The organism is Cupriavidus sp. 01T418 (genome assembly GCF_056398885.1).
Genome location: NZ_JBFTQG010000018.1, coordinates 1 through 13,363 on the forward strand (window position 1 = coordinate 1; position 13,363 = coordinate 13,363).

The window sequence follows — 13,363 nt, forward strand, 5'->3', positions numbered from 1 at the left end:
GGGACGATCACGGTGACTGGCTTATGGGGCCATGGGTCCTCCGCCGCCTGGACGGACGAGGTGAGACTGCAGGCCGCACCAAAGGCAAAAGCAGCGAAAGCGGTGGTGAATCGCTTGAGGCGATTTCCGAGGGAACAGTGAGTGTGGCGWTYGAATTTCATGGTTCCTCCTGAATGCTTTCCCGGAGTATCGGCTGCAGGCTGGTCGGGGCACGGAATGCGCGCCTGGTCAGGCGCCAAGCACTCTGTCACCCTGTCGCGGCGTCAGCGCGCGGTGATGTGATACCGGTGCGCTAGTAGCCACTGTAGTCAGCCAAGTCGTCTCCATGGTTAAATGTCTGGAAATCAATTGTTAAGCTGAATTGAATGATCCGCATCGAGGACCTGCAACTTGTGGCCGCGCTGGCGCGGGCGCCATCGCTCAGCGCCGCGGCGCGCGCGCTCGACGTCACCCCGCCCGCGCTGTCCATGCGCCTGCGCAAACTTGAGACAACGCTCGGACTTGCACTTGCCACGCGAACCGCGCATCGCCTCAGCCTGACCCCGGAAGGCGAGCGCTTCGCACACGAAGCCGAACTGCTGCTACGGCAGTTGGAGTCGCTGCCCGAGTCCTTCCAGCGCGATGACCGGCAACTGACTGGAATCCTCCGAATCTCCGCCCCCTTTGGCTATGGCCGCCAGCGCATCGCACCGCTGCTCGCGCGCTTCGCGCGACTCCATCCTGGGCTACGGCTGCAACTTGACCTGCGGGAGACGCCATGGCCGGACCGCCACGACGCGGATGCGGTAGTCCACGTCGGCACAGTCAAGGAATCATCCTGGATTGCCCGGACGCTGGCATCCAATGAGCGCTGGCTGTGCGCCAGCCCAGGCTACCTGAGCACGCACGGGGTGCCCCGGGTGCCGCGCGATCTGCTGACGCACGCTTGCATCTGCATCCGCGAAAACGATGAGGACGTGACCCTGTGGCATTTCCGCAAGGCATCGGCCAAGGCCGACCGGGGCCCGAACCCCGGTGAGACGCTTCGCGTCGCACCGGCCTATACCACCAACGATGGAAGCGTCGCACGCCACTGGGCGGAAAAAGGCATGGGATTGGTTCTGCGGTCGGAATGGGATGCCGCTGACGCGATCGCTAGCGGCGCACTGGTGCGCGTGCTGGCGGACTGGCAATTCGACAGTGCGCCCGTCACGCTTCTTGTTCCGACGCGCAAGGGCCGCACCGCCCGCGTGCAGGCCCTGCTGCATTTTTTTGAGCAGGCGGTGGGCCAGCGGACCGGGAGCGCTGCCGACTGAGTATTGATCTTGTCGCTCACCCCAACTTGACCGGCATTGCGCGCGAGGAAGTCGGACTGGCCCAGTCAGGTACGGCAGGCTACGGACGGCCGTGGGGTGGATGTATTGCTGGAGTCAATCGGCGGGGACGTGTTCGAACAGAATTTCGAATGCCTGGCCGACTTCGGACGTTGCGTCGTCTTTGGATCGGCCCGTGGCCCCGGAAAACCTGTCGAACCACGTCGCCTGATGACCAGATGCCAAAGTCTCACTGGCTTCTACCTTCCTGTCCTCTACCCTGATGCCAGGAGAACACACGAAGGCCTTCGTTTCCTGGTCGACCACGTGGCAGCCGGAAACATCAGCATCCGGATCGCCGAACAGATCCCGCTCGTCGAAGCAAGCCGCGCACACCGCATGCTTGAAAGCCGTGGGGTGATCGGCGCCGTCGTCCTCAGGCCATAGATGCAGGCGGGAGCGCGCGAGGCAGGATTAACGCATGGTGCGCTCTACGCTCGCTTCGGCTCCAGGGATGCGTTGGCAGCCTAGTCTCGACGCCTCTGGGTGTCGCTCGGCAGTTCATTGAAGCGTGCCGCGTAGTAGGCTGCGAAGCGACCCAGATGCCCGAACCCATACGCCATCGCGGTCTCCGTGATGCTGGCGCCGGGATCGAGTAGCAGCCGCGTGCGCACGGCGTCCAGGCGCGCGTTGCGCAACAGTTCCATCGGTGCGATGCCGGTGTGGCGATGGCATAGGGTATTCAACGTGCGGCAACTCACTCTGGCAATGCTGGCCAGATCCTCGAGCGAAACCGGCGCGCAGAGGTGGGACTCGATGTATGCCATGACGGCATCCATCTGGCGCGTACCCCGGCTCGCGTGGGCATCGACTGTCTCGCCTGGCAGCCCGGCGTGGTCACGAGAGGCAGTCAACGGGGCAACTTCGGCGGGCTGGTGCAGCAGCAGGAACAACGCCAGGTGCCGCTCGAAGTGGTCTACCCACTTGGCATGGGCGGCTGCGTCGCCGGCGGGCGGGAGCAGGTTCAGCATCGAATGCGCGAGCAGTTCCCAGTGCGCTTCGAGCGCGCGCGGCAGCAGGTAGCCCGGCACCAGGTCAATGCCTTTGTCTTCTTCGCATGCCATGGCCTCGCGCAGCAGGCTGTGCGGAACCCTCACGATCATCTGCTGGTTGCCAGGGCTCCAGCGCAGGCGAATGCGTTCCTTCGGCGCGAGCACGGCAGTGCGTCCTTCCGCAACCCAGAGGCGATGCCCATCGCATTCGATCTCGGCGCCGCCCTGCAGGGAGGTATGGACCAGCGCAAAATTATCGAACGGGCGTGCCGAGACTTCGACTTCGGCGCCATAGCGTAGCGCGTAGGTTTTCAGGCGGTCGAGTTCGCCCTTGAACATCGCGGCATCCGGCGTGCCGGGTTTCCAGCGCAGGACATGGTCGGCGAGCTCGCGGGCGACCTGCTCGTGCGCTTCGACGTGCACATCCGAGCGGAAGAGCGGATTCCTGTACAAGGCCGACAGGGCGGGGGTCCGCGGCGAGAGTGGCATCTTTTGTCCCCATTCTGACTTTACGTCAGTTTCCATGCGCCGCATAAGGCGCTAGCGCCGCAGCGCTGCCTTGTCGCATTCGCTGTAGCGCCGAATAGCGTACACGAGGACCGGAGCGCCTTTCATCCTGGAACCGCTACATCAGACCCGGATTCATTAACCAGGGGTCGGTCGTCCCTCCAATGCGCCCTATCTTGCCACAGCGCCCGCAACAGCAGTAGTGCCCGTGCGAAGCTGCAACGCAGCGCTGCCGGAATGGGATAGGCGCCGGCAGCATCGCTGCCGTTTTCGGATAATCCCGCCGCGAACTGCAAGAAGCGGACTTTCCCGCGCCACAAGTTCACCATTTCCGGATAGTCCGCGGCACGGCGGATTTCTACACTGTCTCCATCCGATCACACACATAACTTCACGGAGACAGCGATGTCAGACTCGCCACAGCTCGCCGCGAGCGCCGCCAGCCGGCAGGTGTTCTTCCCCCAGACGGACGGCTCCTGCGTCCCTTACAGCGTCTTCAGTTCGCAGGAGGTCTACGACCGGGAGCAGGAGCGCATCTATCGCGGGCCGTACTGGAGCTTCGTTGCCCTGGCCTGCGAGATTCCCGCCCTCAATGATTTCAAGAGTACCTTTGTCGGCGATACGCCGGTGGTGGTAACGCGCACCGCCAACGGGTTCGCTTGCTGGGTCAATCGCTGCGCGCATCGCGGCGCCATGGTCTGCCGCGAGAAATATGGGAATGCGCAGTCGCATACCTGCGTCTATCACCAGTGGAACTACTCTTGCGAGGGCGACCTGCAGGGGGTGCCGTTCCGCCGCGGCCAGAAGCAAGGCGAGGTCACGCTCGTCGGCATGGCAAAGGCCTTCGACACCAAGGCACACGGCCTGCAGAAGCTGCGCGTCGAAGAGTACAAGGGCCTGCTTTTTGCCACCTTCAGCGAAGAGACGCCGCCACTGCCCGAATACCTGGGTGCCGAGATGCGTCCCTGGGTGGACCGCGTCTTCCACAAGCCCATCGTGTATCTGGGTTGCACGCGCCAGTATTCAAAGTCGAACTGGAAGCTCTATCTGGAAAACGTAAAGGATCCATATCACGCGAGCCTGCTGCATCTGTTCCACACCACGTTCAACATTTTCCGTGTCGGCATGAGCGCGCGCTCCATTCCGGATGCAACGCACGGCCTGCACAGCCTCATCACGGTGACCAAGCCGAAGGTCGACACCAATACCGCGGCGGCATACAACGACCAGAAGATCCGCTCCATGCAGGACGGCTTCGCGCTCGAGGATCCCTACGTGCTGGGGCAGATCTCCGAGTTCGAAGAGGACTGCACCAACCATATCCAGCCGCTCTTCCCGCAACTGGTCATCCAGCAGATTCACAACACGCTGGTTGCCCGCCAGTTGCTGCCGAAGGGTCCGGGTAACTTCGAGCTGGTGTTTCACTACTTCGGCTACGAGGACGACACCCCGGAGATGCGCGACCTGCGGCTTCTGCAGGCCAACCTCGTCGGGCCGGCGGGCTTTATCTCGATGGAGGATACCGAAGCCACCGAACTGGTGCAGCGTGGCACCGTCCGGGATGGCGACAAGACTTCCTATATGGGCATGGGCCTGGATGCGCCCGAGCAGACCAACAGCAATATCACCGAAAACCTGATTCGCCGCTTCTGGGCGGGATATCAGCGGGCGATGGGGTACTGAGATGGAAAAGAACCTGCAGATCTGGTGGGAGCTGAGCGAGCTGCAAAGCCGCTACGTTCACGCGATCGACAACAACCTGCTCGAGGCCTGGCCGGGCTTCTTCACGGAGGATGGCACGTACACGATCATCTCGCGCGAGAACGCCGACCGCGGCCTGCCGGCGCCGGTGATCCACTGCCGCAACCAGATGATGATGCGCGACCGCATCGTCGCGCTGCGCCACGCAAACATCTTTGAAGCACATGCCTATCGCCACGCGCTCGGCGGCCTGGTGATCGAGTCGATGAGCGACCAGGAAATTCGCACGCAGTCGAGCTATATCGTCGTCAATACCGGCGCGGCCGGCGAGAGCGTCGTGTACCAGGCGGGCTGCTATCGCGACACCGTCGTCAGGCAGGACGGCGCGTGGCGCTACAAGGAAAAGCGGGTCATCTATGACACCTCGCGTGTCCAGACCCTTCTCGCTACACCGATCTAGGAGCAGTTCCCATGAGTACATGGCATGACGTCGGCACGGCCGACGAATTCATCGAGGACGAGCCGCGCGCGGTCATGGCGGCAGGCTTGCCGGTCGCGGTGTTCCGAGTGGGCGAGGAGCTTTTCGCGCTGCACGACCTGTGCACGCACGAGCGCGTGCCATTGTCGGAAGGCTTTGTCGAAGACGGCTGCGTCGAGTGCCCGCTTCATCAGGGCTTGTTCGACCTCCGTACCGGCGAAGCGCGCAAGGCGCCGTGCGTGAAGCCGGTCCAGACCTTTCCCCTGCGCGTGGCGGACGGCCGGGTGCAGATCCAGGTCCTGCCGCAACTCGTAGCGTCCGCCTGAGCGCCTGGAGTGCCATGAATACTAACCTCACCACCATCGTCGTCATCGGTGCCGGCCAGGCTGGAAGCTGGGCGGCGCGCACGCTGCGCGACGAAGGCTTCACGGGCAGGATCGTGCTGATCGGCGACGAGGCGCATCCTCCCTATGAGCGCCCGCCGCTGTCCAAGGCGGTACTTTCGGGCGAGGCAACGCCGGAAAGCGTGCATTTGCTGAGCGCCGAGACGATGGCCACGCTATCGATCGAATGGCTGGGGAGCACGCGCGTCGCCCGGCTGGACCGCGCGGCAAAGCTGATCACACTCTCGGACGGGCGCTCCATTGGCTACAGCAGGCTTGTGCTGTGTACCGGCGGCCGTGCCCGCGCGCTCGACGTTCCCGGTGCGGATCTGCCGGGCGTGCATGCGCTGCGCACGATTGACGATGCCCTGCGCCTGGCGCCCGCGCTGCGCCCCGGCGCCCGCGTTGCCGTTGTCGGCGGTGGCTGGATCGGCCTGGAAGTGGCCGCTACCGCGCGTACGCGCGGCGCGCAAGCGACCGTGATCGAGGCGATGCACCGGCTATGCGAGCGTAGCGTACCGGCCGCGCTGTCGGAGCGGCTGCTTGACCTGCACACGGCACACGGCACCAAGGTGCTGTTGGCGGCCAATGTCGCCAGCTTCGCGCGCATGGCAGACGGCGCCCTCATGGTCATGTTGACCGATGGCCGCGAGATCGTCTGCGACGTCGCGGTGGTGGGCATCGGCCTGGTTCCCAACGACGATCTGGCCCGCGCGGCCGGACTGCAATGCGACGGCGGCGTGTTGGTCGACGCACAGTGCCAGACCAGCGATCCCGATGTGTTCGCCGCCGGAGATCTCGCGGTCGCGCGCAACGGCTGGGCCGCGCGCAACATGCGGCTCGAGTCGTGGCAGAACGCCCAGGAACAGGGGATCGCGGCGGCAAAGTCGGTGCTCGGCCTTGGCGTGCACTACGACCCCTTGCCGTGGTTCTGGTCCGATCAATACGGCGTGAACCTGCAGATCTACGGGGTGCCATCGCCATCCCATCGACTGGTCGTACGCGGCCTGCCGGCGGCGGGGAGCTTCATCTTCTTCTACCTGGAAGGCGAACGGGTGGTGGCCGCACTGGGCGGCAACGCAGCCCGCGACCTGCGCTTTGCACGCCGCCTGATCGAGAGACGCACGCTTGTCAGTGCGGACAGCCTGGCTGATGAAAGCGTGCCACTGGCCAAGCTCTGACAACGATAAAAAGACCGAACGATAGAAAGACAGGACCACAGAACCACAGAGAGGAGACTATGCGACAAATCGATATACAGAAACTGGCCAGCGGCGCCAGGCTCAATACCTTCCATTACGGCGTGCTGATCTGGTGCGCATTGATCATCGTTTTCGACGGCTATGATCTGGCCGTGGTCGGCATTGCCTTGCCGTCGATCATGAAGCAGATGGCGATCGATCCGACGCAGGCCGGCCTGCTGGTCAGCTCGGCGCTGTTCGGCATGATGTTCGGCAACATCTTCCTCGGCACCATCGCCGACAAGATCGGCAGGCGTTGGGCGATCACGATCTGCATCGCGCTGTTCAGCGTCTTCACCGCCGTCGCGGGGCTGTGTACAGACCCGCTCTCGTTCGGCGCGGCGCGCTTCCTGGCCGGCCTTGGCATCGGCGGCGTCATGCCAAACGTGATCGCGCAGATGACTGAGTATGCACCGCAGCGCGTGCGCAGCACGATGGTGACGTTGATGTTCAGCGGCTACTCGATCGGGGGCATGCTCGCGGCCCTGCTAGGCAAGGGTCTGATCGAGACCTATGGATGGCAGTCCGTATTCATCGCCGCCGGACTTCCCGTGCTGCTGATCCCCCTTATCCTCAAGTCGATGCCGGAATCGGTGGCGTTCCTGATACGGCGCAACCGCAGTGACGAGTTGAGGCGGCTGGCCGGGCGGATCGACCCTGACTACGTCCCGCGCACCGACGACCGCTTCGTGGTTACAGGCGCGGACGTAGCCGCAGGGGCACCCATCCGCCAGCTCTTCAGGGAGGGGCGCGGCCTGAGCACACTGATGTTCTGGCTGTCGTGCTTCATGTGCCTTTTCATGGTCTACGCGCTCAGTTCGTGGCTGGCCAAGCTCATGGCGAGCGCGGGCTACAGCCTTGGCTCCGCCTTGACCTTCGTGCTGGTGCTCAACCTCGGCGGCATGATCGGCGCGATTGGCGGCGGATGGCTGGCCGACAAGTTCCACATCAAGTATGTCCTGGCGGGCATGTACCTGCTGGCCGCCGTATCGATCACCATGCTGGGCCACCAGGTACCGACCGGCCTGCTGTATGTACTAGTCGGACTTGCAGGCGCGTCGACCATTGGTACGCAGATCGTCGGCTGCGCCTATGCGGGCCAGTTCTATCCCATTGCCATCCGCGCCACGGGGATTGGCTGGACCCTGGGCGTCGGCCGTGGCGGCGCCATCCTGGCGCCGATCGTGATTGGCATGCTGGTCGGCTTCGGGCTGCCGCTGGAGCAGAACTTCATGTCCATCGCGGTGCCCGGCGTCGTCGCGGCAGCCGCCGTGCTGATGATCAACCACGCACGATCGGCGTCGGCGGCCACGGAGAAAGGCAATGCCGCCGGCACCGACGCGATTCTCAATATTTCTCACCCCCCCGCAAATTCCAAAGTCTAAGGAGACCGTACATCATGGCCGAGTACACCACTTCCCAGCTTCTGGCGCTGGTAAATTCCAGCCAGGTCAGCGCTGGCGACGAGCGCGTCCGCGCTGTCACCGCGCGCATCGTCACCGATCTGTTCCATACCATCGAGGACTTCAAGGTCACCCCCACCGAGTTCTGGTCGGCCATGAAATGGCTGACCCGCCTGGGCGAATCCAATTTGGTCGGGCTAGTCACGGCAGGCCTGGGCTTCGACCGGCTGCTGGATATCCTGGCAGAAGAAGCCGACCAGGCCGAAGCGCGTGAGAATGGCACGCCGCGCGCCATCGAAGGGCCGCTGTACGTGGCCGGCGCGCCGCTGGCCGTGCGCGAAGTCCGCCTGGATGAAGGCCACGAAGGAAAAGGCGAAGTGCTGGTGATGGAAGGCCGCGTGCTGGGCCTCGACGGCAAGCCGGTGCCGCACGCCATTGTCGACGTGTGGCATTGCAACGAACTCGGACGCTACTCGCATTTCGATCCCGACCAGCCCGACTACAACCTGCGCCGCCGGATCGAGACCGACGCCGAGGGCAATTATCGCTTCCGCAGCTTCCTGCCGCCAGGCTACGCGATTCCGCCGGCCAGCCCGGTTTCCGAGTTGTTCGACCTGCTTGGACGGCACGGCAACCGGCCCGCCCACATTCACTTCCTGGTCTCGGGTAGCGGCAAGCGCGCGCTGACCACGCAGGTCAACATCCCCGGAGACACCTTCCTGGATGACGACTTCGCCTTCGCCACCCGCGACGGCCTCGTGGTGTCGCTCGCCAAGGTGGAAAGCTCGACGGAGTTTGCGTCGCTTGGCGTAACAGGCCCGTTCACGCATGTGCGTTTCGACTTTGCGCTACAGGACGCGCTGCGCGAAGACGAAATGATTGCCGCGAGCCGATACGATACGACAGCGCTCTGATCGCTGATCGCGCGAATCGCCGTGGCGGGGCGGCATCGTCATGATGCCGCGGGCGCAGCCCCCTGCGCCCCGCCGCGCATGGCGCAACCTGCTCCTGCTGATGCATGGCGCGCACTCAATAAACCGCAAGGTCACGCGATACCGCGGAAAAGCGCTCCAACAGGAAATCGAGTAGCGCCCGGACGCGCGGCGCCATGTACCGGCTACGGTGATACAGCGCATGCACCGGAACATCCGGGGACCGCCACTCCGGCATCAGAATCTTCAATGTTCCCGCGCGCAGATCAGTGCCGATGTCCCATACGGATTTCATCGCTATGCCGTAACCCGCCACCGCCCACTCGCGGGCGAGCGCACCGTCATTCGTCTCCCGGGAATCTGCAAGGGGCACGGTGTAGGTCTCGACCTTGCCGCCGCGCGTGAACCGCCAATCGTTCGCAAGCCCGGCTGCCGTTCCCAGTACGATGCAGTCGAATCGCGCCAGATCCCGTGGTTGCTCGGGCGCCCCATGCGCCGCCACATACCCAGGCGACGCACAGAGCACGCGCCGATTGGGCGCGAGGCGCCGCGCGATGAGCGAGCTATCCGGGGGCACGCCAAAGCGGATGGCAAGGTCGATATCGTCGAGCAGCAAGTTCGACAACGAATCGGACAACACCAGGGCGAATGTCACATCCGGATATTGCGCGTTGAACTCGTCAAGCCAGTTCTTGAGGACGTGACGACCGAAATCCGATGTCGCCGAGATCCGCACCTTCCCGCGCACGGCGCTCCGGCCGGCCTGTAGCGCTGCATGGCCATCCTCCAGGGCCTGAAGCGCCTGCTGGCAATGGAGCAGATACGTTTGTCCCTCGTCCGTGAGCCGCAACTGGCGCGTCGTGCGCTCGAAGAGCCGCGTATTCAGGGTCGCCTCCAGTTTGACAAGACGTGCGCTCGCCGCCGCAGGAGAAAGTCCCAGCTTGCGTCCCGCGGCCGACAGCCCGCCCAGGCTTGCCGCCTCGACAAAAAGGCGGATGTCACCGAGGTTCTCCACGATATTTCCGTTTCTTTTGAAGATGATTCAAATCATAGGCCAATTATCAAAACGCACCGGAGTTTGCACAATGTGCCACATCAGCAATCGGCGATCGAATCCCTATCGCCAACCAAGCCCGGAGATCCGCCATCATGTCGACAACCGCCTCGCCACTTTTCACGCCGGCCGTCATTGCCGGGCACACCCTTGCTCACCGCGTCGTCATGGCGCCCATGACGCGTGCGCGCAGCACCCAGCCCGGTGACGTACCCAACGCGATGAACGCCCGCTACTACGCCCAGCGTGCCGGCGCCGCGCTGATCGTAACCGAGGCCACCCAGATCTCGCCCCAAGGCAAGGGCTATTCATTCACCCCCGGCATCTACAGCCCCGAGCAGGTCGCCGGATGGCGACTGGTGACAGACGCGGTCCATGCCGCCGGCGGCCGGATCTTCCTGCAGCTCTGGCACGTGGGCCGCATGTCCCACCCGGACTTTCACAACGGCGAGCTGCCGGTGGCGCCCTCCGCAGTCCCGTTCGAAGGCCAGATCTGGAAGGTCGACCCGGCCACGGGCGTCGGCGCCATGGTCGCCAGCCCGACCCCGCGTGCACTGACGCGCGACGAGATCAGCGGCGTGGTGGCGGATTTCCGCCAGGCCGCCCGCAATGCCATGGATGCGGGCTTCGACGGTGTCGAGATCCACGGCGCCAACGGCTACCTTATCGACCAGTTCCTGCGTACGACGTCGAACGTCCGCTCCGACGAGTACGGCGGTACGCGGGAGAACCGCCTGCGCTTTCTCAAGGAAGTCGTCAACGCCGTAGCGGACGAGGCCGGAGCCGATCGCACCGCCATCCGCCTCGCCCCGTTCCTGACCGCGCGTGGCATGGCCTGTCCCGACATCCTGCCGACCATTCTCGAAGCCGCCGAATTTCTGCAGGCACGCGGCATTGCCTATCTGCATCTGGTCGAGGCGGACTGGGACGATGCGCCGCAATTCACCGAGGCATTTCGCCAGGCCATCCGCGCACGGTTCACGCGGCCGATCATCGTGGCCGGCAACTACGACGAGGCGCGCGCCCAATGGGTCCTGTCCAGGGGCTACGCCGACCTGGTTGCCTTCGGCCGCCCGTTTGTGGCCAACCCGGACTTACCGCGCCGCCTTGCCGATGGCCTGCCGCTGGCTACCTTCGACGGCAGCACGCTGTTCGGCGGGGGCGAGCGAGGCTATACCGACCATCCCGCTTCGCCGGGAGGGGTTATTGCCGCCAGGGCCGTGGACGCCGTCAGCCTTTCGTGAGTGCCGCCGGCCGCAACGTGACCAGGCCATCCAGGGTGGGTCGCCAATGCAGGTTCATCTCGACACAAGGAAGAGAAAATGTTTGTTTATCGTGGCTCGACCGCCCTGATTACAGGCGCATCAAAAGGACTAGGGAAGGTCTTCGCGGCGACACTTGCCGCACGAGGCATGAACCTGGTGCTGGTGGCCCGGTCTGGTGACGCCTTGCGTGCCTTGGCGGAAGCACTTACCGACAAATACGGTGTGCAGTGCCTTCCGCTCAACGCCGACCTGGCCGATCCCGACGCCGCCAACCGGATCGGTGAGGAACTCCAGCGCAGCGGCATCCAGGTAGACCTGCTGGTCAACAATGCGGGGCTTGGACTGACCGGCAGCTTCCTCTCGCAGGATTTCGCGAAGGTACAGTCGGAGATCCAGGTGAACGTTCAAGCGCTGGTCGCGCTTACCCACCTGCTTGGCAGCGGAATGACGAAGCGAGGCAGAGGCGGCATCATCAACCTGGCGTCCAACGCAAGCTTTCAACCGCTCCCCTATATGGCCACCTACGCTGCAACCAAGGCGTTTGTCCTTTTCTTCAGCGAGGCGCTGCAGTATGAACTCGCTGGCACGGGCGTTCATGTGACGGCAGCTTGCCCGGGGCCAACGGCAACGAGCTTCTTTGACGGCGTGTCGACCGACGTGTCGCCCAAGGACATGGACAGCTCGGAATCGGTCGTTCAAAAAACACTCAAGGCCTTCGATCGAAGGAAAGCGGTCGCCTACCCGGGGCGGACAAGCGTGCGAGCGGCCACCTGGTTGTCGCGATTGTTTCCGCGAACGCTCGTTGTACGCCTCGCAGCGATGGCCACTGGAAAAATGGGGCTGCAACGCTGAAGGCTGAATGCACTCGGCGATTTGCGCAACCGCGGGCATTCAATCTCAAAGCAACTGGATATGGATATGGATATGGATATGGATATGGATATGAAACATCAGGAAAGAACGCCGACACGTCAAGGAGAAACGCAATGAAGATTCTCGTGACCGGAGCGACCGGCTATATCGGTGGCGCCGCCGCCAAGGCGCTCGTCGAACGCGGACACGAGGTCTTCGGCCTCGCGCGATCGGAAGACTCCGCCGGGCGGCTGCGCCTGGCCGGAATCACCCCTGTTGCCGGCGACTTTACCGACAACGCGAGCCTGATCAGAGCGGCCAGCGGATTCGATACGATCGTCAGTACGGCAAGCATCGGCTCACTGGCCGGCAGCGCTGAAACGTTCGCGCAGGATCGGGATGCGATTCGGGCCATGATTGGCGCTGCCAAGGGATCGGGCAAGACCCTGATCTTCACCAGCGGCTCGGCGGTCCTTGGCATCGTCAATGGCGGCGAGGCGACGCGAGACGTATTCGATGAAGATGTGAGCCTGCCGTTGCCGCCCGCGGTCTTCGCCCCCGCATCGGCAGATGTGCCGCCTGAGCTGACCGAAGTGTTCAGTGCGGCCATGGGCGCACGCGTCGAGACGGAGAAGGAAGTCGCGAACGCCTCGGGTATCCGCGGCATCGTGATGCGTCCGGGCCTCGTCTATGGAAACGGCGGCAGCTACGACTTGCCCGCCCTCATCCGGATGGCCCGCGCTCAAGGCGTTGCTCCCCACCTCGGGTCCGGCGGCACGCTGCAGGGATACGTTCATGTCGATGATCTCGCCGAACTGTATTGTCTCGCGGTCGAACGCGCGCCTGCGGGCGCGGTGCTGCACGGCGTGGCCGGTGAAGTGAGCCAGCGGGATCTCGCCGCGGCCGTCAGCCGCATGATCGGAGGCGGTGATCAAACGGCAAGTTTCCGGCTCGATGAAATGTACGCCGCTGGCGGACCGGTCGGCGTCAGTCTTTCGTTGAACAAGCGCATGTCATCGAAAAAAACACAAAGTCTGCTGGGCTGGTCGCCGACGCGCAGGGACATCCTGCACGACGTCGCGTTCGGCTCGTATGCCGCCTGAGTTCGTTGCGGCCGCGCCAGGACGGAGCGATGCATGGGGCGCATCAGCACGAATTCGGCATGTCTTTTTCGCGAGCCTGGCGCCGCAGGTGCGCTTCGCC

14 protein-coding genes are annotated in these 13,363 nt (G+C 64.0%); 12 read left to right on the plus strand and 2 right to left on the minus strand.

Annotated features, from left to right (window positions below):
- Positions 1–365: 365 nt before the first annotated feature.
- From AC1DQ3_RS18505 to AC1DQ3_RS18515, 3 genes are read left to right on the plus strand one after another with little or no spacing between them, the layout of a single operon-like run.
- Positions 366–1,295 (plus strand): LysR family transcriptional regulator, encoded by a 930-nt coding sequence (locus tag AC1DQ3_RS18505; protein ID WP_477121611.1) that lies wholly within the window; start codon positions 366–368, stop codon positions 1,293–1,295.
- 36 nt (positions 1,296–1,331) lie between these two features.
- Positions 1,332–1,739: a zinc-binding dehydrogenase gene (locus AC1DQ3_RS18510; protein WP_477121612.1), complete on the plus strand. Its 408-nt coding sequence runs from the start codon at positions 1,332–1,334 to the stop codon at positions 1,737–1,739.
- Positions 1,740–1,823: a TetR family transcriptional regulator gene (locus AC1DQ3_RS18515; protein WP_477121722.1), complete on the plus strand. Its 84-nt coding sequence runs from the start codon at positions 1,740–1,742 to the stop codon at positions 1,821–1,823. It abuts the gene before it with no gap.
- On the opposite strand, the gene AC1DQ3_RS18520 is transcribed toward AC1DQ3_RS18515, so the two are convergent.
- Complete coding sequence (locus AC1DQ3_RS18520; RefSeq protein WP_477121613.1) at positions 1,820–2,833, minus strand: AraC family transcriptional regulator; 1,014 nt, start codon at positions 2,831–2,833, stop codon at positions 1,820–1,822. The two genes, AC1DQ3_RS18515 and AC1DQ3_RS18520, sit on opposite strands and share 4 nt — an antisense overlap.
- 423 nt (positions 2,834–3,256) lie before the next feature.
- On the opposite strand from AC1DQ3_RS18520, the gene andAc reads away from it, so the two are divergent.
- Genes andAc through AC1DQ3_RS18550 form a run of 6 tightly spaced genes read left to right on the plus strand, consistent with a single transcriptional unit; the run spans position 3,257 to position 8,971 of the window.
- On the plus strand, positions 3,257–4,534 hold the full coding sequence (gene andAc, locus AC1DQ3_RS18525) for an anthranilate 1,2-dioxygenase large subunit AndAc (RefSeq protein ID WP_477121614.1): 1,278 nt from the start codon (positions 3,257–3,259) through the stop codon (positions 4,532–4,534).
- Between the two features lies 1 nt (position 4,535).
- The gene (gene andAd, locus AC1DQ3_RS18530) at positions 4,536–5,012 is read left to right on the plus strand and encodes an anthranilate 1,2-dioxygenase small subunit AndAd (RefSeq protein ID WP_477121615.1); all 477 of its coding nucleotides are present in this window, start codon (positions 4,536–4,538) and stop codon (positions 5,010–5,012) included.
- 11 nt (positions 5,013–5,023) lie between these two features.
- Positions 5,024–5,356 carry an anthranilate 1,2-dioxygenase ferredoxin subunit AndAb gene (andAb, locus tag AC1DQ3_RS18535; protein ID WP_477121616.1) on the plus strand — a complete coding sequence of 111 codons (333 nt, stop codon included), beginning with the start codon at positions 5,024–5,026 and terminating at the stop codon, positions 5,354–5,356.
- A 14-nt stretch (positions 5,357–5,370) separates the two neighbouring features.
- A complete protein-coding gene (locus tag AC1DQ3_RS18540; RefSeq protein ID WP_477121617.1) occupies positions 5,371–6,594 on the plus strand; it encodes an NAD(P)/FAD-dependent oxidoreductase in 1,224 nt (407 codons plus the stop codon).
- A gap of 59 nt (positions 6,595–6,653) precedes the next feature.
- Positions 6,654–8,039, plus strand: coding sequence for an MFS transporter (locus AC1DQ3_RS18545; protein WP_477121618.1), 1,386 nt, complete (start codon positions 6,654–6,656; stop codon positions 8,037–8,039).
- A gap of 14 nt (positions 8,040–8,053) precedes the next feature.
- Positions 8,054–8,971, plus strand: a complete 918-nt coding sequence (locus AC1DQ3_RS18550) for a dioxygenase family protein (protein WP_477121619.1) — start codon at positions 8,054–8,056, stop codon at positions 8,969–8,971.
- Positions 8,972–9,086: 115 nt separating this feature from the next.
- On the opposite strand, the gene AC1DQ3_RS18555 is transcribed toward AC1DQ3_RS18550, so the two are convergent.
- Positions 9,087–10,004 carry a LysR family transcriptional regulator gene (locus AC1DQ3_RS18555; protein ID WP_477121620.1) on the minus strand — a complete coding sequence of 306 codons (918 nt, stop codon included), beginning with the start codon at positions 10,002–10,004 and terminating at the stop codon, positions 9,087–9,089.
- Between the two features lie 134 nt (positions 10,005–10,138).
- On the opposite strand from AC1DQ3_RS18555, the gene AC1DQ3_RS18560 reads away from it, so the two are divergent.
- The 3 genes from AC1DQ3_RS18560 (at position 10,139) to AC1DQ3_RS18570 (ending at position 13,263) form a co-directional block, all read left to right on the plus strand.
- Positions 10,139–11,287: an alkene reductase gene (locus tag AC1DQ3_RS18560; protein ID WP_477121621.1), complete on the plus strand. Its 1,149-nt coding sequence runs from the start codon at positions 10,139–10,141 to the stop codon at positions 11,285–11,287.
- Positions 11,288–11,365: 78 nt separating this feature from the next.
- Entirely contained in the window at positions 11,366–12,160 is a 795-nt protein-coding gene (locus AC1DQ3_RS18565; protein ID WP_477121622.1) for an SDR family NAD(P)-dependent oxidoreductase, read from the plus strand.
- Between the two features lie 134 nt (positions 12,161–12,294).
- Positions 12,295–13,263: an NAD-dependent epimerase/dehydratase family protein gene (locus AC1DQ3_RS18570; RefSeq protein ID WP_477121623.1), complete on the plus strand. Its 969-nt coding sequence runs from the start codon at positions 12,295–12,297 to the stop codon at positions 13,261–13,263.
- The last annotated feature ends 100 nt before the right edge of the window (positions 13,264–13,363 follow it).

Coding starts and splice junctions, on each gene's coding strand:
- AC1DQ3_RS18560 (WP_477121621.1), top strand. CDS start 10,139: ATGTCGACAACCGCCTCGCCACTTTTCACGCCGGCCGTCATTGCCGGG.
- andAc (WP_477121614.1), top strand. CDS start 3,257: ATGTCAGACTCGCCACAGCTCGCCGCGAGCGCCGCCAGCCGGCAGGTG.
- andAb (WP_477121616.1), top strand. CDS start 5,024: ATGAGTACATGGCATGACGTCGGCACGGCCGACGAATTCATCGAGGAC.
- AC1DQ3_RS18550 (WP_477121619.1), top strand. CDS start 8,054: ATGGCCGAGTACACCACTTCCCAGCTTCTGGCGCTGGTAAATTCCAGC.
- AC1DQ3_RS18545 (WP_477121618.1), top strand. CDS start 6,654: ATGCGACAAATCGATATACAGAAACTGGCCAGCGGCGCCAGGCTCAAT.
- AC1DQ3_RS18505 (WP_477121611.1), top strand. CDS start 366: ATGATCCGCATCGAGGACCTGCAACTTGTGGCCGCGCTGGCGCGGGCG.
- AC1DQ3_RS18570 (WP_477121623.1), top strand. CDS start 12,295: ATGAAGATTCTCGTGACCGGAGCGACCGGCTATATCGGTGGCGCCGCC.
- andAd (WP_477121615.1), top strand. CDS start 4,536: ATGGAAAAGAACCTGCAGATCTGGTGGGAGCTGAGCGAGCTGCAAAGC.
- AC1DQ3_RS18540 (WP_477121617.1), top strand. CDS start 5,371: ATGAATACTAACCTCACCACCATCGTCGTCATCGGTGCCGGCCAGGCT.
- AC1DQ3_RS18520 (WP_477121613.1), bottom strand. CDS start 2,833: ATGCCACTCTCGCCGCGGACCCCCGCCCTGTCGGCCTTGTACAGGAAT.
- AC1DQ3_RS18565 (WP_477121622.1), top strand. CDS start 11,366: ATGTTTGTTTATCGTGGCTCGACCGCCCTGATTACAGGCGCATCAAAA.
- AC1DQ3_RS18515 (WP_477121722.1), top strand. CDS start 1,740: ATGCAGGCGGGAGCGCGCGAGGCAGGATTAACGCATGGTGCGCTCTAC.